17 protein-coding genes are annotated in these 19,700 nt (G+C 62.5%); 11 read left to right on the forward strand and 6 right to left on the reverse strand.

Annotation, left to right across the window (positions count from 1 at the left end):
- Nucleotides 1-208: 208 nt before the first annotated feature.
- Together BUE92_RS13740 and tadA are read left to right on the forward strand one after the other, a co-directional pair.
- Nucleotides 209-1,591 (forward strand): multicopper oxidase family protein, encoded by a 1,383-nt coding sequence (locus BUE92_RS13740; protein ID WP_073524370.1) that lies wholly within the window; start codon nt 209-211, stop codon nt 1,589-1,591.
- On the forward strand, nt 1,591-2,088 hold the full coding sequence (gene tadA, locus BUE92_RS13745) for a tRNA adenosine(34) deaminase TadA (RefSeq protein ID WP_073524277.1): 498 nt from the start codon (nt 1,591-1,593) through the stop codon (nt 2,086-2,088). Before BUE92_RS13740 ends, tadA begins: the two co-directional genes overlap by 1 nt.
- Nucleotides 2,089-2,228: 140 nt before the next feature.
- On the opposite strand, the gene cmoB is transcribed toward tadA, so the two are convergent.
- From cmoB to BUE92_RS13775, 6 genes are all read right to left on the reverse strand, one after another.
- Nucleotides 2,229-3,185 carry a tRNA 5-methoxyuridine(34)/uridine 5-oxyacetic acid(34) synthase CmoB gene (cmoB, locus tag BUE92_RS13750; RefSeq protein ID WP_073524278.1) on the reverse strand — a complete coding sequence of 319 codons (957 nt, stop codon included), beginning with the start codon at nt 3,183-3,185 and terminating at the stop codon, nt 2,229-2,231.
- The gene (cmoA, locus tag BUE92_RS13755; protein ID WP_073524279.1) at nt 3,182-3,925 is read right to left on the reverse strand and encodes a carboxy-S-adenosyl-L-methionine synthase CmoA; all 744 of its coding nucleotides are present in this window, start codon (nt 3,923-3,925) and stop codon (nt 3,182-3,184) included. The genes cmoB and cmoA overlap by 4 nt, the downstream gene beginning before the upstream one ends.
- A 36-nt stretch (nt 3,926-3,961) precedes the next feature.
- A complete protein-coding gene (locus tag BUE92_RS13760) occupies nt 3,962-4,618 on the reverse strand; it encodes a lysoplasmalogenase (RefSeq protein ID WP_073524282.1) in 657 nt (218 codons plus the stop codon).
- Between the two features lies 1 nt (nt 4,619).
- A complete protein-coding gene (locus tag BUE92_RS13765; protein ID WP_073524285.1) occupies nt 4,620-5,009 on the reverse strand; it encodes a protease inhibitor I42 family protein in 390 nt (129 codons plus the stop codon).
- Between the two features lie 185 nt (nt 5,010-5,194).
- The gene (gene lon, locus BUE92_RS13770) at nt 5,195-7,615 is read right to left on the reverse strand and encodes an endopeptidase La (RefSeq protein WP_073524286.1); all 2,421 of its coding nucleotides are present in this window, start codon (nt 7,613-7,615) and stop codon (nt 5,195-5,197) included.
- A 144-nt stretch (nt 7,616-7,759) separates the two neighbouring features.
- The gene (locus tag BUE92_RS13775; protein WP_073524287.1) at nt 7,760-8,749 is read right to left on the reverse strand and encodes a GntR family transcriptional regulator; all 990 of its coding nucleotides are present in this window, start codon (nt 8,747-8,749) and stop codon (nt 7,760-7,762) included.
- A gap of 348 nt (nt 8,750-9,097) precedes the next feature.
- On the opposite strand from BUE92_RS13775, the gene BUE92_RS13780 reads away from it, so the two are divergent.
- The 9 genes from BUE92_RS13780 (at nt 9,098) to BUE92_RS13820 (ending at nt 19,594) form a co-directional block, all read left to right on the forward strand.
- Nucleotides 9,098-10,429 carry an amidase gene (locus tag BUE92_RS13780; RefSeq protein WP_073524288.1) on the forward strand — a complete coding sequence of 444 codons (1,332 nt, stop codon included), beginning with the start codon at nt 9,098-9,100 and terminating at the stop codon, nt 10,427-10,429.
- A gap of 11 nt (nt 10,430-10,440) precedes the next feature.
- Nucleotides 10,441-11,319 (forward strand): polysaccharide deacetylase family protein, encoded by an 879-nt coding sequence (locus BUE92_RS13785; RefSeq protein ID WP_056789931.1) that lies wholly within the window; start codon nt 10,441-10,443, stop codon nt 11,317-11,319.
- Between the two features lie 144 nt (nt 11,320-11,463).
- On the forward strand, nt 11,464-12,804 hold the full coding sequence (locus BUE92_RS13790; protein ID WP_073524289.1) for an MFS transporter: 1,341 nt from the start codon (nt 11,464-11,466) through the stop codon (nt 12,802-12,804).
- Nucleotides 12,805-12,814: 10 nt separating this feature from the next.
- Complete coding sequence (locus BUE92_RS13795; RefSeq protein ID WP_073524290.1) at nt 12,815-13,576, forward strand: SDR family NAD(P)-dependent oxidoreductase; 762 nt, start codon at nt 12,815-12,817, stop codon at nt 13,574-13,576.
- 149 nt (nt 13,577-13,725) lie between these two features.
- Nucleotides 13,726-14,475, forward strand: a complete 750-nt coding sequence (locus BUE92_RS13800; protein WP_073524291.1) for an SDR family NAD(P)-dependent oxidoreductase — start codon at nt 13,726-13,728, stop codon at nt 14,473-14,475.
- Between the two features lie 13 nt (nt 14,476-14,488).
- Nucleotides 14,489-14,791 (forward strand): hypothetical protein, encoded by a 303-nt coding sequence (locus BUE92_RS13805; protein WP_073524292.1) that lies wholly within the window; start codon nt 14,489-14,491, stop codon nt 14,789-14,791.
- Between the two features lie 112 nt (nt 14,792-14,903).
- Complete coding sequence (locus tag BUE92_RS13810) at nt 14,904-15,878, forward strand: CobW family GTP-binding protein (RefSeq protein ID WP_073524293.1); 975 nt, start codon at nt 14,904-14,906, stop codon at nt 15,876-15,878.
- On the forward strand, nt 15,875-17,050 hold the full coding sequence (locus BUE92_RS13815; RefSeq protein ID WP_073524294.1) for an ABC transporter substrate-binding protein: 1,176 nt from the start codon (nt 15,875-15,877) through the stop codon (nt 17,048-17,050). The genes BUE92_RS13810 and BUE92_RS13815 overlap by 4 nt, the downstream gene beginning before the upstream one ends.
- Nucleotides 17,051-17,257: 207 nt before the next feature.
- Nucleotides 17,258-19,594, forward strand: coding sequence for a putative bifunctional diguanylate cyclase/phosphodiesterase (locus tag BUE92_RS13820; RefSeq protein ID WP_073524372.1), 2,337 nt, complete (start codon nt 17,258-17,260; stop codon nt 19,592-19,594).
- Nucleotides 19,595-19,700: the final 106 nt, after the last annotated feature.

Genomic DNA, 19,700 nt, shown 5'->3' on the forward strand with positions numbered 1-19,700 from the left:
CGAGCTCGCTCGCGAAAGACCTGAGGGCAACTCGGGGAGCCAGCCTCCCCGCGTCATCGTTAACGACCTTCGCGAGCAAGCTCGCTCCTACAGGTTTGAGCCATCTTTCATCTGTGCGGCAATGCGAAGCCTTACTGTTTAGGCGACGCAGGTGTATCGTATCAGCCCTTTGCGGGCCCTTGGCCTGCGGCCGATACGCGAGGTTGTTGTGTCCCGATCCTTTTCCCGTCGACAAATCCTGGGTGGTCTTGCTGGCCTTGCCGTAGTAGGCGTCGGTGCCGGCGGTGGCTACCGCTACTGGCTGGGGAAAGTCGCTGAGTCCGAGGCGGGTCACGATTACGAGTTGATTGCCGCGCCCCTGGACGTAGAGTTGGTGCCAGGACACAAGACCCCAGCCTGGGCGTTCGGCCCTTCGGCGCCTGGCACCGAGTTGCGGGTGCGCCAAGGCGAATGGCTGCGGGTGCGCTTTATCAACCATCTGCCAGTCGCCACCACCATCCACTGGCACGGCATCCGCCTGCCGCTGGAAATGGACGGCGTGCCCTACGTCTCGCAATTGCCCGTGCTGCCTGGCGAATACTTCGACTACAAATTCCGCGTGCCCGATGCCGGCAGCTACTGGTACCACCCCCATGTCAGCAGCAGCGAAGAACTCGGCCGTGGCCTGGTTGGCCCGTTGATCGTGGAAGAGCGCGACCCCACTGGTTTCAAGTACGAACGCACCTTGAGCCTGAAGAACTGGCACATCGACGAAGAGGGTGCGTTTGTCGAGTTCAGCATCCCCCGTGAAGCGGCGCGCGGCGGCACGGCCGGGCGTCTGTCGACCATCAACGGCGTGCCTCAGGCGGTCATCGAGCTGCCTGCCGGGCAAATCACCCGCGTGCGCCTGCTCAACCTGGATAACACGCTGACCTATCGCCTCAATATCCCCGGCGTCGAAGCGCAGATCTACGCCCTGGACGGCAACCCCATCGAGCCGCGCCCGTTGGGCAAGGAATATTGGCTGGGCCCGGGGATGCGCATTTGCCTGGCGATCAAGGCGCCACCGGCGGGCGAAGAACTGTCGATCCGCAACGGTCCGGTGCGCCTTGGCACCTTCCGCTCGGTGGTCAATACCGACGCGCCTACCGCGTGGCCACCGGCATTGCCGGCCAATCCGGTTGCCGAGCCAGACCTGGCCAATGCCGAGAAACTCAACTTCAATTTCGAATGGGTCGGTTCGGTGTCGGTCAATGTCGAAAACGGTAAGCCGCCGAGCCTGTGGCAGATCAACGGCCAGGCGTGGGACATCACCGACAAGACCTGCGCCGACCGCCCGATTGCCAAGCTGGAGAAGGGCAAGAGCTACATTTTCGAATTGAAGAACATGACCCAGTACCAGCACCCGATCCACCTGCACGGTATGAGCTTCAAGGTGCTTGCGTCCAACCGCCATAAGGTGATCCCGTACTTCACCGACACCTACCTGCTGGGCAAGAACGAACGCGCCCGCGTGGCCTTGGTGGCGGATAACCCGGGGGTGTGGATGTTCCATTGCCATGTGATCGACCACATGGAAACCGGCCTGATGGCCGCTATCGAGGTGGCGTGATGCGCCAGATTCGCCCCGCCGCGATTATCGACCGCAGCCGCGACCAGGACTTTATGCGCGAAGCCCTGGCGCTCGCCGCCCAAGGCGCCGCACTGGGCGAAGTTCCGGTGGGGGCGGTGCTGGTGCAGGACGGTGAAATTATCGGCCGCGGCTTCAACTGCCCCATCAGCGGCAACGACCCCAGCGCCCATGCCGAAATGGTCGCGATCCGCGCCGCTGCCCAGGCAATCAGTAACTATCGCCTGGTGGGTAGTACGCTGTACGTGACGCTGGAACCGTGCAGCATGTGCGCGGGTTTGATCGTACATTCGCGGGTTGCGCGGGTGGTGTATGGCGCGTTGGAGCCGAAGGCGGGCATCGTGCAAAGCCAGGGGCAGTTTTTTACCCAGGGTTTTCTGAATCATCGGGTGCTGTTTGAAGGTGGGGTGTTGGCCGAGGAGTGTGGGGCGGTCCTCAGCGAGTTCTTCAAGGCTCGCCGGGCTAAACCAACACTCTAAAGGACACTGAAGTATCAATGTGGGAGCTGGCTTGCCTGCGATAGCGGTGGGTCAGTCAATATTGGGCTGACTGACAGATTGCTATCGCAGGCAAGCCAGCTCCCACCTTTGATCTCCATTTTTTCAGGACGAGCGTGGTGTCATTTGCGAGCGATGATCACCGCCCGCATCGGCGCCGGCAGCCCTTCAATGGTCTTGCTGTGATCCTCAGGGTCCAGGAAATCACTCAGCGACTGATACCTCATCCACTGCGTCCCACGCTGCTCCTCAACCGTGGTCACGCTCACGTCCACGCAACGCACATCCCTGAACCCGGCACGGCGCAGCCACAGCATCAACGCCGGCACCGAGGGCAGGAACCACACGTTGCGCATCTGGGCGTAACGGTCTTCCGGCACCAGCACTTGCTGTTGATCGCCTTCCACTACCAATGTTTCCAATACCAGCTCGCCGCCCTTGACCAGGGTGTCCTTCAACGCCAGTAAATGCTCGATGGGCGAGCGGCGGTGGTAGAACACGCCCATGGAAAACACGGTGTCAAAGCCTTCCAGGTTCGCCGGTAAATCTTCGAAGGGGAACGGCAGGTGCCAGGCCTTGGGCTCGGACAGATAACGCTGCACCGCCTGGAACTGGCAGAAGAACAGCCAGTTGGGGTCCACGCCAATCACGCTGTCGGCCCCGGCGCCGAGCATGCGCCACATGTAGTAGCCGTTGCCGCAGCCCACGTCGAGGATACGCTTGCCTTTGAGGTCCAGGTGCGGCGCGACCCGCGACCACTTCCAGTCCGAACGCCACTCGGTATCCACATGCACGCCGAACAGATGGAACGGACCTTTGCGCCAGGGGCTCAGGCCCATCAAGGCGGTGTGCATTTGCTCACGGGTGGCGTCGTCGCAATCGGTGTCCAGCACCAGGCCGTTGAGCAAGTCGACGCTGCTGGGTTGGATCCGTGGCAGTGCATCCAGCGCGCTCTGCCAGCGCTCCAGGTCGCCATGGCCTTTTTCCATTTTGCTATCGAGCTGCGCTTGCAGGCCCTGGGCCCACACGGCCAGGGGAGTGCCGACCAGGTGGCGGGCGAGGGGAGACAAATCAATCATGGCAAGGCAATCAACGAGGCAAAGTTAAGACACTGGAACCACGGCACGACTTTCGAGAACCCGGCCGCCAGCAGGCGTTCGCGGTGTTCTTCGAGGCTGTCGGGCTTCATGACGTTTTCGATGGCGCTGCGCTTCTGGGCGATTTCCAGTTCGCTGTAGCCGTTGGCGCGCTTGAAGGCGATATGCAGGTCGGTCAGCAGGGCGTGTTCTTCAACATCGTTAAAGCGCAGCTTTTCCGACAGGATCAACGCCCCGCCCGGCAGCAGCGCCTGGCGAATGCGCCCCAGCAACGCCAGGCGTTCCTCAGGGGCGATAAATTGCAGGGTGAAGTTCAGCGCCACCACCGAGGCCGGCTTGAATTGCAGGGCGAGGATATCGCCCTCGATCACCTCCACGGGCAGCAATTCCTGGAACATCGAATCCTGGCCATTGAGGTATTCACGGCAGCGCTCGACCATCGCGGCTGAGTTATCCACCGCGATCACCCGGCAACCTTCGGTACGTACATGGCGCCGCAGGGCTTGGGTCACGGCGCCCAGGGAAGAGCCCAGGTCATACAGCACGCTACCCGGTTGGGCAAATTGCGCGGCCAGCACGCCGAGGTTCTCGACGATGGTGGGGTAACCCGGCACCGAGCGCTTGATCATGTCCGGGAACACCCGCACCACATCCTCGTTAAAGGCGAAGTCCGGCACCTGGGGCAGGGGCTGGGCGAATAGGCGATCGGGTTCTTTGCTCACGGCTGTTCCGGCGACGGTGGGGGGAAGGCCGGCATTTTAGCCAAGTTGGCCCTCGGATGCGCGGGTTGTCTGATGGAAAGCCGAGGCGGTGATGCCCCACTGCCCGAGCCAGTAAGTGGCAATCAGCAAATACGGCGCTGCCTCGAACGCCAGTACAAACCGATTGATGCCGATCAGCGCGTCGGAAACCACAAACGACACCGCACCCGCCGCCGCCAGCCACGCCGAACGTTTGGGCACCTGGCTGCCCAGTCGCGCCAACGCACGCCAGAGCATGGCACTGATCACCAGTGCGTAAACCACCACCGGTATCAACAGCTCACCGAGGCCGTGGGAGATCAGGATGCTCAGCAAGATTGCGCCTACGCCGAGGGCCAGCACCAGCGGCAGCAACGCCAAGCGCCGACAGTCACTGAAATAGGCTTTGAGATAGGCCAGATGCGCGAACAGAAACGCGCCCAGGCCAAAGATGAACAGGTCGCCTGGCCAGGCGAGCAATACGTCGCCCATCAGGGAAAAAATCAACCCCAGGCTGATCCAGCGTCGATACTCGGTGGGCGGCGCGTCATGCAGCCAACCCAGCAGCGCCAGCACCGGCAGCGGCTTGACCAGCAGGCACAGCAGCGTCGCATGGGTTGCCAGGCCGTAGGCAAAGGTGCCGGCGCCCATCAAGGCAAGGATCAGCCAGGGCATATCAGTTCACCGTAATGGCGCAGTCAAAGGTCTCGGCAGGTTCGGCTTCCGGTTCCCAGGGTTGCTGGGACGTCAGGCGCAAACGCCCCTGGCCTGCGGCAAACGCCTGGAAGCGCCAGGTGGACTGGCCGCCACCGCCGATCACGCCGGACTCGGTGCTGCTGTAGACCTCGGGGCTCAAGGCACGCAACACGCCGCCAGCGGAGTCCTGAATGGCCCAGCGATAGCCAGTGGTGGGGTTGCTGGGCAGGGTGAGGATCAGGTTTTGCCCGTTTTTAAGCTGGAGCGGGCAGGCGCTCTGGTTGTCCACGCTGACGTTTTGCTTGGGGGCACTGGCGCATCCGGCCAGCAGGGCAAGGCTCAAGGGGAGAAACAGGCGGGCAGCGGTCATGAAGGCTCCGTTAATACACGACGAAGGGGGAGCATAACCGAAGATGAGACAAGGTGTGACAAGGCGGGGTTTTGCGTTGATTTGGCTGGCCTCTTCGCGAGCAAGCCCGCTCCCACATTTGGAATGCGATCAAATGTGGGAGCGGGCTTGCTCGCGAAAGGGCCAGCTCAGGCACTCCATAACCGTCAGAAGAGCACCTTCGCCACATCCGCAAACCGCTTGGCAAAGTGCACCGTCATCCCTTCCTTCAGGTAGTCCGGCAACTCTTCAAAGCTGCCACGGTTCGGCTCCGGCAAGATCAACTCGTGAATCTTCTGGCGCCGCGCCGCAATCACTTTCTCTCGCACGCCGCCAATCGGCAGTACATGCCCGGTCAAGGTCAGCTCGCCGGTCATTGCCACGCCTTTTTTCGGCGGTTGGTTGCGGGCCAGGGACAGCAACGCGCTGGCCATGGTCACGCCGGCACTCGGGCCGTCTTTCGGCGTGGCGCCTTCCGGTACGTGCAAGTGCACGAAGGCTTCGTCGAAGAACTTCGCATCGCCGCCAAACGACTTCAGGTTGGAACTGATGTAGCTGTAGGCGATTTCGGCGGACTCTTTCATCACTTCACCCAACTGCCCGGTGAGCTTGAAGCCACGGTTGAGTGTGTGGATGCGCGTCGCTTCAATCGGCAAGGTGGCGCCGCCCATGCTGGTCCAGGCCAGGCCGGTAATCACGCCGGTGCCGGACAGCACTTGCTCATTACGGAACACGGGCATGCCCAGGGAGCTTTCCAGGTCCTTGTTGCCGATCTTGATCACCGAGTCCGGCTCATCCAGCAGTTTTACCACCGCCTTGCGCACCAGCTTGCCCAGCTGTTTCTCCAGTTGGCGCACCCCTGCTTCCCGAGCATAACCATCGATCAATGCGCGCAGTGCACCATCACTGATGGTCAGGCTGCTTTTGGCCACGCCGGCTTTTTCCAACTGCTTGGGCCACAGGTGACGCTTGGCGATGGCGACTTTTTCTTCGGTGATATAGCCCGACAGGCGAATCACTTCCATGCGATCCAGCAACGGGCCCGGGATCGAGTCCAGGGTGTTGGCGGTGCACACGAACAAGACCTTGGACAAGTCCAGGCGCAGGTCCAGGTAATGGTCGAGGAATTCGACGTTCTGCTCAGGGTCCAGGGTTTCCAGCAGCGCCGAAGCCGGGTCGCCCTGGAAGCTCTGGCCCATCTTGTCGATCTCGTCGAGCATGATCACCGGGTTCATCACTTCCACGTCTTTCAACGCCTGTACCAGCTTGCCGGGCAGGGCGCCGATGTAGGTGCGGCGGTGGCCCTTGATCTCGGCCTCGTCGCGCATGCCGCCGACGCTGAAGCGATAGAACGGCCGTCCCAGGGATTCGGCGATGGACTTGCCCACACTGGTCTTGCCCACGCCCGGTGGGCCCACCAGCAATACGATGGAACCGGCGACTTCGCCTTTGTAGGCGCCCACGGCGAGGAATTCGAGGATGCGGCTCTTGATGTCATCCAGGCCCGCATGGTGCTTGTCGAGCACTTTGCGCGCGTGCTTGAGGTCGAGCTTGTCTGCCCCATACACGCCCCACGGCACCGAGGTGGCCCAGTCCAGGTAGTTGCGCGTGACGGCGTATTCCGGCGAACCGGTTTCCAGGATCGACAGTTTGTTCAATTCTTCATCAATGCGTTTTTTCGCCTGGGCCGGCAGCACCTTGCCTTGCAGGCGCTGTTCGAACTGTTCGACGTCGGCGCTGCGATCGTCCTTGGTCAGGCCCAGCTCCTGCTGGATGACCTTGAGTTGTTCCTTGAGGAAGAACTCACGCTGGTGCTCGCCGATCTTGCGGTTCACTTCGGCAGACAGCTCTTTTTGCAGCCGCGCGACTTCTACCTCTTTGCGCAGCATCGGCAGCACTTTTTCCATGCGCTTGAGCATGGGCACGCAGTCCAGCACTTCCTGCAGCTCATTACCTGTCGCCGAGGTGAGTGCGGCGGCAAAGTCGGTGAGCGGCGACGGGTCGTTGGGGCTGAAGCGGTTGAGGTAGTTCTTCAACTCTTCGCTGTACAGCGGGTTGAGGGGCAGCAGTTCCTTGATCGCATTGATCAGCGCCATGCCGTAGGCCTTGACCTCATCGGTCGGCTCGCTGGGCTGGTGCGGGTATTCGACTTCCACCAGGTACGGTGGGCGGTGGTGCTTGAGCCAGGTCTTGATGCGCACGCGGGTCAGGCCCTGGGCGACGAATTGCAGCTTGCCGTTCTCGCGGCTGGCGTGGTGCACCTTCACCAGGGTGCCGTACAGCGGCAGGGCGGAGGTGTCGAAGTGCCGTGGGTCTTCGGGCGGCGTGTCCATGAAAAACAGCGCAAGGGAATGGTGGTCGGATTTGCTCACCAGCTCCAGGGTCTCGGCCCAGGGTTCTTCATTGACGATCACCGGCAACACTTGGGCCGGGAAAAACGGCCGATTGTGGATCGGGATGATGTAGACCTTGTCCGGCAGGTTTTGCCCAGGCAGGGCCAGGCCAGTATTGGACGAGGGGGTTTCAGCGTTTTCGGGGTCGGCGTAATCGTTGAGGTCGTAATCTGGAAATTCTTGCTGGTCGCTCATGGGGCACCTGCATCAGTAAGTATGCAGGTTAGATGGGGCGGGGTTGCGGTGGTTTCAATGGGGGGGCGTGGTTAGCAACAATTTGCACGAAATAACTGGAGAGACTCGGTCAAGGCGGGCGGGGGCTTGCTGGTTCCCACATTCTCAGCTGATTTTGTGCAGGTAGGCAGGCAGCGGTTGTTCGGGAAGTACCGAGAGCACTTTCAAGCGCTGCAACATGCGCTGGCTGGCCCGCTGTAAATGCTCGCGCAGGTTCAGCGCCGCAGCATCAAACGCTCCATGCAGCAACAGCTCAAGTATCAGGCGATGTTCGGCCAACATTGCAGGATCGGCGCCGATCCCCAGCAAACGGTAGAAGATCCGGCTGATGATCATAGGGCTCTGGCCCTGGCGGATCAGGGCGGCGATCTTGCGGTTGCGCAGGCCGGCCAGGCAGTGCTGGTGCAAGTCTTCCTCAATGTGTTCGATGGCTTCCAGGCTGCAATGGGGGCTGGCCTGGGCGTCGAGTACACGCTGCAGCATCGCCTGGAGCAGGTCGCGGTCGAGGTCAGGCGCACTCTGGCGCAGGGCCTCGGGCTCCAGGCAGGCACGCAGCTCGTAGTCTTCGGTGACTTCGCGGGCGGTCAACGGTCCGGCCAGCCATTGGGAGTAGGGCTCCTTTTCTACCAGGCCACGGTCGCGCAGGCGCATCAGCGCTTCGCGCACCACGGCGCGGCTGACACCGTAGTGGTCAGCGGCGGCTTGCTCGTCCAGGCGGTAATGGCCGAACGCGATGCAAGTGGACAGCGCCGCGCCGATCTCCTCGACAATTCGCTCACCCAATGGCCGGGTGTCCACCAGCTCATCGTCGTGGTTGAGGCCCAGATGCCCATGGCTCAAGGGCAGGCGCAGGGGCTCCATGGCCAGGCCGTCGGGGTTGATCAGGTAACCGCGGCCATTGAAGCGGCAAATCAGCCCTTCGGCATGCAGCAGGTCCAGCGCCTTGCGCACCGGGACGCGGCTGGTGCCGAACAGTTCGGCCAGCGGCGCTTCAAGCAAGACCAGCCCGTGACGGGCGGTGCCGTTGATGATCGCGTCGCGCAAAATCTGGTGGATCATCGCGTAACGGGAGGCCGAGGCGGGCACTGTTTTCATCTGTTTCTCTAGGTAAAGAGCTCTTGGGCTTGTAGGACGCTGGCCGGGGATTCTCTCATAGTTGGGCTGTCACTCTGCGCCACGTCGGCGGCACATTTTTGGGGCTGTGGAGGTCGCGATGTTACTTTTCTGCACCAAAATGTACTTTCTAATAAAAGATACATTATTTCATTCGAAGCGCACGCCCACCCTTCGTCAGAATTTTTCACCTCACCAAAAAGCATCTAGCCCGTAGCTCAGCAGGTAAAACCTTAAGCGTGGGGAAAGCGCCCTCATGAGACTGGCACGAAAGCTGCCTTTGTAAAATGTACATTTTATTAATATGTACGTTTTGTGAGGGTCATCTTGATGTCAGACGCCACTTCCATGGCCGAAGCCTTCGCCAGCGGTCGAAGTGATCCGGTGCAGGTCCTTGAACAAGCCCTCCTTCATGCAAGCATGGCGCCCAGCGTGTTCATCTCCCTGACGGCTGAGCGTGCTCGTCGTGAGGCTCAAGCGTCCGCGGCCCGCTGGCGCGCCGGGCAGCCTTTGAGCCAGTTCGATGGCGTGCCCCTGGCGTGGAAAGATTTATTCGACATGGCCGGCAGTATCACCACTGCCGGTGCTGCCTACCGTCGCCATGCGCCGGCGGCCGTGCAAGACGCGCCCTGTGTTGAACGGTTGAGTCGCGCCGGTATGGTCAGCCTGGGCAAGACCAACCTCAGCGAACTGGCCTATTCCGGCCTGGGCCTGAACCCGCATTTTGGTACGCCCCATAACCCGAGCAGCCGCGATCAGCCGCGCATCCCCGGTGGCTCCTCCTCGGGGTCGGCGGTCGCCGTGGCGGCGGGCATTGTGCCGATTGCCATGGGCACCGACACCGCTGGCTCGATCCGCATCCCTGCGGCACTCAATGGCGTGGTGGGTTATCGCAGCAGTTGCCAGCACTACAGCCGCGAGGGTGTTTTCCCCCTGGCTCACAGCCTCGACAGCCTTGGGCCGCTGACCCGCAGTGTGCGTGATGCACTGGCCCTCGACGACGTGCTCAATGGCCGAAGCCAACGCCACGTTGCCGCCAGCCTCAAGGGCCTGCGCCTGGTCTTGGAACAAGGCGCCCTGGAAGGTATTGAGCCGGCTGTGCGCGATAACCTGCTGCGCGCCGTCGACCAGTTGAAGGAAGCCGGCGCGTTGATCGATGTGCGCCCATCCGCCACGTTCCAGGCCACCCTGGCGTTGATCAAAGAGCATGGCTGGCTCGGTTCATTCGAAGCGTTTGCCCTGCACGAAACCTTGCTCGACAGCGCCGACGCCGAGCAACTCGACCCTCGTGTGCGCCGCCGCCTCGAAGCCGCACGCGCGCTGCCGGCCAGCCAACGCCTGCACCTGATCGAGGCGCGTCGGCGGCTGCAACAGCAATTGCTCGATGACCTCGACGGTGCCCTGCTGATAACGCCGACCGTCGCCCACGTCGCCCCGGCGTTGGCGGCGCTGGAGGCCGACGACGCGCTGTTCGCCACCACCAACCTCGCCACCCTGCGCCTGACCATGCCGGGCAGTTTGCTCGACATGCCGGGCGTCAGCCTACCCAGCGGCCGCGACGTCCTGGGTTTGCCCACCGGGCTGCTGCTCAGCGCCCCGACCGGCGAAGACGCACGCCTGTTAGGCGCGGCGTTGGCCGTTGAATCCGTACTGACTCTTTAAGGAGACACACCATGGCTAAAGATATTCTCTGTGCATTTGGCGTTGACGTGGACGCCGTCGCCGGTTGGCTCGGTTCCTATGGCGGCGAAGATTCGCCCGACGACATCTCCCGTGGCCTGTTCGCCGGTGAAGTCGGTGCGCCGCGCCTGCTCAAACTGTTCGAACGCTACGGCCTGCGCACCACCTGGTTTATCCCGGGCCACTCGATGGAAACCTTTCCCGAGCAGATGAAGGCCGTGGCCGACGCCGGCCACGAAATCGGCGTGCACGGCTACAGTCATGAAAACCCCATTGCCATGACCGCCGAGCAGGAAGAGATCGTGCTCGACAAGTCCATCGACCTGATCACCCAGGTCACCGGCAAACGCCCCACCGGCTACGTTGCGCCATGGTGGGAATTCAGCAAGGTCACCAACGAACTGTTGCTCAAAAAAGGCATCAAGTACGACCACAGCCTGATGCACAACGACTTCCACCCCTACTACGTGCGCAAGGGCGACAGCTGGACCAAGATCGACTACAGCCAGCACCCCGATACCTGGATGAAGCCTTTGGTGCGCGGCGAAGAAACCGACCTGGTGGAGATCCCGGCCAACTGGTACCTGGACGACCTGCCGCCAATGATGTTCATCAAGAAAGCGCCCAACAGCCACGGCTTCGTCAACCCGCGCCATCTGGAAGAAATGTGGCGCGACCAGTTCGACTGGGTCTACCGCGAACACGAACATGCCGTGTTCACCATGACCATCCACCCCGACGTGTCCGGCCGCCCGCAAGTGCTGCTGATGCTGGAGCGTTTGATCGAACACATCCAGAGCCATGCCGGCGTGCGCTTCGTCACCTTCGACGAAATCGCCGACGACTTCATCCGCCGCCAGCCGCGTACCTGACGTCCACTCGGTAGGCGCGAGCTTGCTCGCGAAGGTCGTTAACGATAACGCAGGCCACCTGGTTGTACGCAGTGCCTGTGCGGTCTTCGCGAGCAAGCTCGCTCCTACAGAAGGGCAACCCCCTATCCCCTTGAGGCGCGATTCATGTCTATTTACAACAAGCTTGACCTGACTGGCTGGAAACCCCGGCAACTGACATCCAAGGAAGTGCGCTTTGCCACCTGGATCGCGTTTTTTGCCTGGGTGTTTGCGGTGTATGACTTCATTCTGTTCGGCACCTTGCTGCCGGAAATTGGCCGGCACTTCGGCTGGGGTGAAGTCGAGCAAGCCGAGATTGCGACCTGGGTGGCAGTGGGCACGGCGGTGGTGGCCTTTGCCATTGGCCCCGTGGTGGATAAATTGGGGCGGCGCACCGGCATTATCTTCACCGTGGCCGGCTCCGCGTTGTGCTCGGCACTCACCGCCATTGGTGGCGCGTGGGGCAAGTCGCCGCTGATTCTGATCCGTTCGCTGGGCGGCCTGGGTTATGCCGAGGAAACCGTCAACGCCACCTACTTGAGTGAACTGTATGGCGCCTCCGAGGATCCGCGGCTGACCAAGCGGCGTGGGTTCATCTACAGCCTGGTGCAGGGCGGCTGGCCGGTCGGTGCGTTGATCGCCGCCGGCTTGACCGCGCTGTTGTTGCCGATTATCGGTTGGCAGGGCTGCTTTATCTTCGCCGCGATCCCGGCCGTTGTGATCGCGATCATGGCGCGCAAGCTCAAAGAGAGCCCCCAGTTCCAGATCCACCAGCGCATCAGCCAACTGCGCAAAAGCGGTGCGGTGAAAGAGGCACAAAACGTCGCAGTGACCTACGGCGTGGACTACGACGAGCACAGCAAGGCCGGCCTCAAAGCCGCGTTCCGTGGCCCGGCGCGCCGCGCCACCCTGGTGATCGGTGCCGCGTTGCTGCTCAACTGGGCGGCGATCCAGGTGTTCAGCGTGTTGGGCACGTCGGTGATTGTCAGCGTGCACCATATTTCGTTCGAGAACTCGCTGATTATCCTCGTACTGTCGAACCTGGTGGGTTACTGCGGCTACCTCAGCCACGGCTGGATGGGCGACAAGATCGGCCGCCGCAACGTGATCGGCCTGGGCTGGATGCTCGGCGGCCTGGCGTTCGCCGGCATGCTGTTTGGGCCCAGCAATATGCCGATGGTGGTCGGGCTGTACAGCCTGGGCCTGTTCTTCCTGATCGGGCCTTACTCGGCGGCACTGTTTTTTATCAGCGAAAGTTTCCCCACCAGCATCCGCGCCACCGGTGGCGCGATCATCCATGCCATGGGCCCGATTGGCGCGGTGGTCGCAGGCTTTGGTGCAACCCAAGTACTGGCCGCCGGCAGTGACTGGCAGACCGCCGCGCTGTGGTTCGGTGCGTTGCCGTGCTTCCTGTCCGGCGCCTTGATGTTTGCCGCACGCCATGTACGCCCGGAAACCGTGCAGTAAGGAGTATTCGATGAAACGCAAAGTTGCCTTGATTACCGGTGCCGCCAGCGGCATCGGCCAAGCCCTCGCCGTGGCCTACGCGCGCAGTGGCGTGGCGGTGGTGGGCGGGTATTACCCGGCGGATCCCCATGACCCGCAGACCACCGTGTCGCAGGTGCAAGAGGCGGGCGGCGAGTGCGTGATGCTGCCCTTGGACGTGGGCAATAGTGCCTCGGTCGACGCCTTGGCCGAGCAGGCCGTGCAGCACTTCGGGCGCCTCGATTATGCGGTGGCCAACGCTGGGTTGTTGCGCCGCGCACCGTTGCTGGAGATGACCGACGCGCTGTGGGACGACATGCTCAATGTCGACTTGACCGGGGTGATGCGCACCTTCCGCGCCGCGACCCGGCACATGAAAGAAGGTGGCGCACTGGTGGCGATATCGTCGATTGCCGGTGGGGTGTATGGCTGGCAGGAACACAGCCATTACGCGGCGGCCAAGGCCGGCGTGCCGGGGTTGTGTCGTTCATTGGCGGTGGAGTTGGCGCCCTTGGGGATTCGCTGCAATGCGGTGATTCCCGGGCTGATCGAGACGCCGCAGTCGCTGGATGCGCAGAACTCGTTGGGGCCTGAGGGCCTGGCGAAAGCGGCGCGGGCGATCCCGCTGGGGCGCGTCGGGAGGGCCGATGAGGTGGCGTCGTTGGTGCAGTTCTTGACCGGTGACGCGTCGAGTTATTTGACCGGCCAAAGCATTGTGATCGACGGCGGCCTGACCGTGCGCTGGCCGGACTAATTTCACTTGGAAGCCGGACTCGGTTCAATTGTGGGAGCGGGCTTGCTCGCGAATGCGGTGGCTCAGCTCCATATGCGGCGACTGACACAGCGCTTTCGCGAGCAAGCCCGCTCCCACATGTGATCGCGTTCGCAGTTTGAGGAGTTTTTATGAGCCAACTCACCCACCGCCGCGCCGTCATCACCGGCGCCGGCAGCGGCATCGGTGCCGCCATCGCTCGTGCTTACGCCGTTGAAGGTGCACGCTTGCTGCTGGCCGATCGCAATGCCGCGAGCCTGGCCGAAACCGCCATCACCTGCCGCAACCTCGGTGCCGAGGTGGTCGAATGCCTGGCCGACGTCGGCAGCGTCGAAGGCGCCCAGGCCAGTGTCGACCGCTGTGTCGAACACTTTGGCGGCATCGACATCCTGGTCAACAACGCCGGCATGCTCACCCAGGCGCGCTGTGTCGACCTGAGTATCGAGATGTGGAACGACATGCTGCGCGTCGATCTCACCAGCGTCTTTATCGCCAGCCAGCGTGCCTTGCCGCATATGCTTGCGCAGCGCTGGGGGCGGATCATTAACGTTGCCTCGCAGCTGGGTATCAAGGGCGGCGCCGAGCTGAGCCATTACGCTGCCGCCAAGGCCGGGGTGATCGGCTTTACCAAATCCCTGGCGTTGGAAGTGGCCAAGGACAATGTGCTGGTCAACGCCATCGCCCCGGGGCCCATCGAGACGCCGCTGGTGGGCGGCATCAGCGACACCTGGAAACGCGCCAAGGCCGCCGAGCTGCCGTTGGGCCGCTTCGGCCTGGCGGACGAAGTGGCGCCGGTGGCGGTACTGTTGGCCAGCGAGCCAGGTGGCAACCTGTTCGTGGGCCAGACCCTGGGGCCTAATTCCGGCGACGTCATGCCATGAGCGGGGTGTAGCCATGTGTGGACTCTGCGGGCTGTTGAGTGAAGACCTGCACTGGAGCGACCCTTTGGGCGACGCCTTGCCGCGACGGCGTGAGCGCCTGCGCCGGATTGCGGCGATCAACCAGGTGCTGGCGGTGTTCCGGCTCAAGGTCGAAGACTTTCAAGGCGCCTCGTACCTGCTGCTCGGTGCTACCGGTAAACAGGCACTGGCGAGCGGTCTGGATCAACTCTGGCAAGCGGCTGAAAGCATGCTTGGGCGGCCTTTGGATCCCCTCGATCCCAACCTGCTCGACCATTTGGAATACAACCCACTGTAGGAGCGAGCTTGCTCGCGAAAAACGTTAACGATAACGCGCGCTGCCTGGATGAACGCGGCGCTCTCAGGTTTTTCGCGAGCAAGCACGCTCCTACAGTAAGCGGAGGTAGAAAATGAGCATCGCCCTGAATGTAATGACCGGCTTCCTCGGCAGTGGCAAAACCACCTTGCTCACTCGCCTGTTGCAAGGCGAAAGCCTCGGTGACACCGCTTTGCTGATCAACGAGTTCGGTGACGTAGGTATCGATCATCTGCTGGTGGAAGAGGTCGCGCCGGACACCGTGCTGCTGCCCAGCGGCTGCGTGTGCTGCTCGATTCGCGGTGAGTTGAAAGACGCGCTGCTTGGCCTGCTGCAGCGTCGCGAGCGCGGGGACATTCCGGCGTTCAAACGGGTGATCCTGGAAACCACCGGCCTGGCCGACCCGGCGCCGATCCTGGCAACCTTGAACAACGATGTGCAGTTGCGAGGGCGCTTTCATATCGGCCTGGTCATCACGCTGGTCGATGCCAGCCACGCCACCCTGCAAGAGCGCCTGCATCCGGAGTGGCTGGCACAGGTGGCGGCAGCGGATCGCTTGCTGCTGAGCAAGACCGACCTGGTCGACGACTGCGAGCCCCTGCGCGCGCACCTGCGGGCCCTCAACGCCGGCACGCCGATTCTCGATACCCAGGCTATCCACAGCGGTGACCAACTGCTGCTGGGCGAAGGCTTGCGCAGCGCCGAACCGGCCCTGGAAGTCAGCCGCTGGCAATTGCATCACAGCACCACGGCCAGCCACGGCGCCGCGCAGGTGTGCTGCCTGAGCCTCGATCAGCCGCTGGACTGGGTCGGTTTCGGGGTGTGGCTGTCGATGCTGCTAAGATGCCACGGCGAACGAATCCTTCGTGTCAAAGGGCTGCTCAACGTGAACGCCAGTAACGCTCCCATCGTCATCCATGGCGTGCAGCACTGCCTGCATGCCCCGGTCCATCTGCCCGCGTGGCCGGGCAACGACCGGCAATCGCGGCTGGTGTTTATCCTGCGCGGCCTTGACCCGGCAGTGTTGCGCCGCTCCTTTGAGGTGTTCTCCCGGCGGTTCGCACCATGATCACCTTACGCGTCCTCGGTACTTCCGTGACCCTGCTCGAAACGTTGCGTATACGCGCCGAGCAGGAGCTGGGCATTCGCCTGGTGTACCAAGTGCATGACGTCGAGCAGGCCCAGCGCATTGCGGTGATGCAGCCCGACAGCTATGACTTGTATGACCAATGGTTCCACAACGTGGACTTCGTGTGGCCGGCGCGCGCGATCCAGCCCATCGACACGCGGCGTATCGCCCTGTGGCACGAGATCAATGACCTGCCCAAGCGCGGCCGCCTCTCGGCCAGCGACCGCCTGGGCAGCGGCAGTGTGCCCAGTGAGCGGTTGTTCGTGCAGCATGACGGGAGCCTGGGTAGCACCGTCACTGAACGCATCAGCATGTTGCCATTGACCCACAACGCCGACAGCTTCGCCTACCGCCCCGAACGGTTGCCCGATGGTTTCTGTCATGGCAATGAAAGCTGGGGCTGGTTGCTCGACCCGGCCTGGGGGGCACGTACCGCGCTGCAAAGCGACGCCGCCATCGGCGCCCTGGATGCGGCGTTGGCGGTGCAGGGCGCCGGCCTCGCAACGTTCAAGGATATCGGCAACATGAGCATCGAAGAGATCGACGTGCTGGCCGACATCCTGGTGCGCAAGCAGAAGCAAGGGCACTTCGCGGCGTTCTGGTCGGACGATGAAGAGGCCGCGCAATTGATGCTCAGCCCGAGTATCGATATCCAGAGCCTATGGTCGCCGACCTTGATGCGCCTGCACCGCGCGGGGGTGAAGTACCGCCTGGCAGTGCCCCGCGAGGGCTACCGCGCCTGGTTCGGCGGCCTGTCCCTGTCGCGGCATGCCCAGGGGCCGGTGCTGGATGCGGCCTACGCGTATTTGAATTGGTGGCTGTCCGGCTGGCCCGGCGCGGTGATGGCCCGCCAGGGTTACTACATCGGCAACCCGGCGCGCACCCGAGACCACTTGAGCAGTGCCGAATGGGATTACTGGTATGCGGGCAAGCCGGCCCGGGAGGAGTTATTGGGCAGCGATGGCTTGCCGTTGATTGATATCGGAGAGGTGCGTGATGGAGGTTCTTATGAGCAGCGCATGGGGCACATCGCGGTGTGGAATTCGGTGATGGATGAGCACAATTATCTGGTGAGGCGTTGGGGGGACTTCATGCGGGCGCGGGGTAACTAGCGGCTGTGATGGTATTGATGTCAATAATGTGACGCGTAAGGCCCCGCCTTTATTGGGTTTACTTATCCACAGTCCCAGCTAACCTGCTCAAAGAGAACTCCTCATAAAAAAGGATATTTTTTTGACGCCGGTTAGCAGTCGGCAGGGACGCGTATGACACAACGAAAGCACGCCACAGAGCGACGAGCAAGGCGCGGGGGCGTGGCCATGCACTGGCGCCACACCTTTCAAACCCGCATTGCCGGGGTACTGGCGCTGTTGTTGCTGGTGGTCGTGGCCGCCACTTATTTTGCCGTCAAGGCCGCCACCACCCGCGCGGTGGAGAACCAGGCCGACGTACAGTTGAACACGGGGCGGCAGGTGTTCGAGCGCCTGCTGGACCTGCGCGGGCGGCGCTTGCAATACGGGTTGGACTGGCTCACCGCCGATGGGCCGTTCAAGCAGGCGGTGGCCGGTGGCCGGCCGCTGCCGATCCTGGAGGCGCTGGGCACCCATGGTACTGGGATCAGTTCCAGCGAAGTGGTGGTGCTGGGCCTGGATGACAAGGTCATGGCCAGTACCCTGCGGGTGCAGACGCGAGGCCAGCTGTTCCCGTATGCCGAAGCCTTGCGCAAGGCTCGGCGCAGCGGCCAGCAAATGCTGATCGTCGCCATGGCCGGGCGCCCCTATTTGCTGGTGCAAAAGGATGTGCTCGCGCCTGCGCCTATCGCCCGCGTGGTCATGGGTTTTCCCATGGACACGCAATTCGCCCATGAACTGCGCTCCATGAGCAATCTGGAGGTGTCGTTCCTCAGTGTGCAGGACGGCCATGCCGGGCAGCTGTTCACCACCCACCCAGGCAGTTGGCGCCCGAGCATCTTCAGCCTCTTGCATGGCACGCAGGTCGACCCCGAGGCGCAGATGCAGCTGTTCCACGGCCAGCGTGTACTCAGCCAGGTGTTGCCCTTGGCCAGCAGCGGCGAGGGCGATGAAGTGCGCGTGTTGCTGCAAAGCCCGCTGGACCATGCGCTGGAGTCCTTCGCGCCGCTGGACCGGCAGTTCCTGGGGATTGCCCTGGCGGTGCTGCTGGTCGCGCTGGCGGTCGCGTTGTTTCTTGCACGGCGGGTGTCACGCCCGCTCAATGCGTTGGTGCAAGCCGCTGAACGGATTGGGGCCGGTGACTACCACACGCCGGTGCGGGTGCGCAGCCACGACGAGTTCGGCCTGCTGGCGCGTGCTTTCAACGCCATGCAAAGCGGCATTGCCCTGCGCGAACGGCAGTTGGCCCACAATGCCTTGCATGACCCGCTCACCGGCCTGCCCAACCGCGCCCTGGCCATGGAGCGCCTGGGCAGTGCGATCAGCGCACGGCGGCCGGTAGTGTTGCTGTACGTGGGGATTGAAAACTACCGGGTCATCAACGAAGGGTTTGGCCCCGAAGGCGTCGAGTACATGTTGTGCGAGGCCAGCCGCTGCTTGTCCATGAGCCTGTTGGCCAGCGACACCGCCGCGCGCATCGCCGGCAGTGAGTTTCTGTTGTTGCTGGAAAATACCGAGATCGACTACGCCGTGGCCCGGGCCGATCACTTGCATGGGGCGTTGACCCAACCCCTGCGCATCGGCAACGACGAAGTGCGCCATGAGGTGAGCATCGGCATTGCTGCGTACCCTGCTGATGGGCAGCAGGTAGAAGAATTGATCAACCGCGCCGCCATCGCCCGGCATGACGCGGCCAGCCTGCCGGGGCATTTGCAGGTCTACCAACCGGACCGCGACCTCGCCCATCAGCGCCAGATCATCCTGATTCGCGACTTGCGCCGCGCGGTCATCGAAGGCGAGTTGTTCCTGTGCTACCAGCCCAAGCTCGACCTTCAACACGGTCACGTGGGCCAGGCCGAAGCCTTGCTGCGTTGGCAACACCCGACGCTGGGGCAGGTGTCCCCCGCAGAGTTCATTCCCCTGGCCGAACGCACCGGCAGCATGGGCGCGCTGACCCTGTGGGTGATCGAGGAAGCCATTCGCCAGATTGCCGAATGGGCGCAGCGTGGGCTGGTTATCCAGCTGTCGGTGAATATCTCAGTGAACGACTTGGCCGATGATGACCTGGCCATTCGCGTCACTGCGCTATTGGCCCGCTACGCCGTGGGCGCCGAGCACTTGATTTTCGAAATCACCGAAAGCGCCATCATGCACAACCCGCAGCAGGCCCTCAGCGTGCTGGAGCAGCTGCGCAATTGCGGGATCAGCCTCTCGGTGGATGATTTTGGCACCGGTTACTCATCCCTCGCACAATTGCAGCGCCTGCCGGTGCAAGAGCTGAAGATCGACCAGTCCTTTGTGCGCAACCTCGACAGCACCAGCGGCGACGGGGTGATTGTGCGTTCCACCATCGACATGAGCCACAACCTGGGACTCAAGGTGGTGGCCGAGGGCGTGGAGTTCGAACACAGCCTTACCCTGCTCAAACGCTGGAACTGCGACACGGCCCAGGGCTACCTGATCAGCCGGCCGCTCAATGCCATGGCGTTCGAGCGGTGGATGCGGCGTGAGCGGATATCCATCTAATTGGATGGACACGGACTAATGTGGGAGCAGGAAAGCCGGCTCCCATACTTTGATCTTCGATGTGCATGAAAAAGGCGGCTACCTGATGAGGGTAGCCGCCTTTGTT

Origin of the sequence: Pseudomonas fluorescens, from assembly GCF_001902145.1 — a bacterium.
GTDB classification, from domain to species: Bacteria; Pseudomonadota; Gammaproteobacteria; order Pseudomonadales; family Pseudomonadaceae; genus Aquipseudomonas; species Aquipseudomonas fluorescens_BV.

Bases quoted from the DNA above. Each gene is read 5' to 3' on its own strand.
- BUE92_RS13775 (WP_073524287.1), bottom strand. From the start codon at position 8,749: ATGAAAACAGTGCCCGCCTCGGCCTCCCGTTACGCGATGATCCACCAG.
- BUE92_RS13820 (WP_073524372.1), top strand. From the start codon at position 17,258: ATGCACTGGCGCCACACCTTTCAAACCCGCATTGCCGGGGTACTGGCG.
- BUE92_RS13805 (WP_073524292.1), top strand. From the start codon at position 14,489: ATGTGTGGACTCTGCGGGCTGTTGAGTGAAGACCTGCACTGGAGCGAC.
- BUE92_RS13760 (WP_073524282.1), bottom strand. From the start codon at position 4,618: ATGCCCTGGCTGATCCTTGCCTTGATGGGCGCCGGCACCTTTGCCTAC.
- tadA (WP_073524277.1), top strand. From the start codon at position 1,591: ATGCGCCAGATTCGCCCCGCCGCGATTATCGACCGCAGCCGCGACCAG.
- cmoB (WP_073524278.1), bottom strand. From the start codon at position 3,185: ATGATTGATTTGTCTCCCCTCGCCCGCCACCTGGTCGGCACTCCCCTG.
- BUE92_RS13785 (WP_056789931.1), top strand. From the start codon at position 10,441: ATGGCTAAAGATATTCTCTGTGCATTTGGCGTTGACGTGGACGCCGTC.
- BUE92_RS13765 (WP_073524285.1), bottom strand. From the start codon at position 5,009: ATGACCGCTGCCCGCCTGTTTCTCCCCTTGAGCCTTGCCCTGCTGGCC.
- BUE92_RS13800 (WP_073524291.1), top strand. From the start codon at position 13,726: ATGAGCCAACTCACCCACCGCCGCGCCGTCATCACCGGCGCCGGCAGC.
- BUE92_RS13780 (WP_073524288.1), top strand. From the start codon at position 9,098: ATGTCAGACGCCACTTCCATGGCCGAAGCCTTCGCCAGCGGTCGAAGT.
- BUE92_RS13810 (WP_073524293.1), top strand. From the start codon at position 14,904: ATGAGCATCGCCCTGAATGTAATGACCGGCTTCCTCGGCAGTGGCAAA.
- BUE92_RS13795 (WP_073524290.1), top strand. From the start codon at position 12,815: ATGAAACGCAAAGTTGCCTTGATTACCGGTGCCGCCAGCGGCATCGGC.
- BUE92_RS13815 (WP_073524294.1), top strand. From the start codon at position 15,875: ATGATCACCTTACGCGTCCTCGGTACTTCCGTGACCCTGCTCGAAACG.
- lon (WP_073524286.1), bottom strand. From the start codon at position 7,615: ATGAGCGACCAGCAAGAATTTCCAGATTACGACCTCAACGATTACGCC.
- BUE92_RS13790 (WP_073524289.1), top strand. From the start codon at position 11,464: ATGTCTATTTACAACAAGCTTGACCTGACTGGCTGGAAACCCCGGCAA.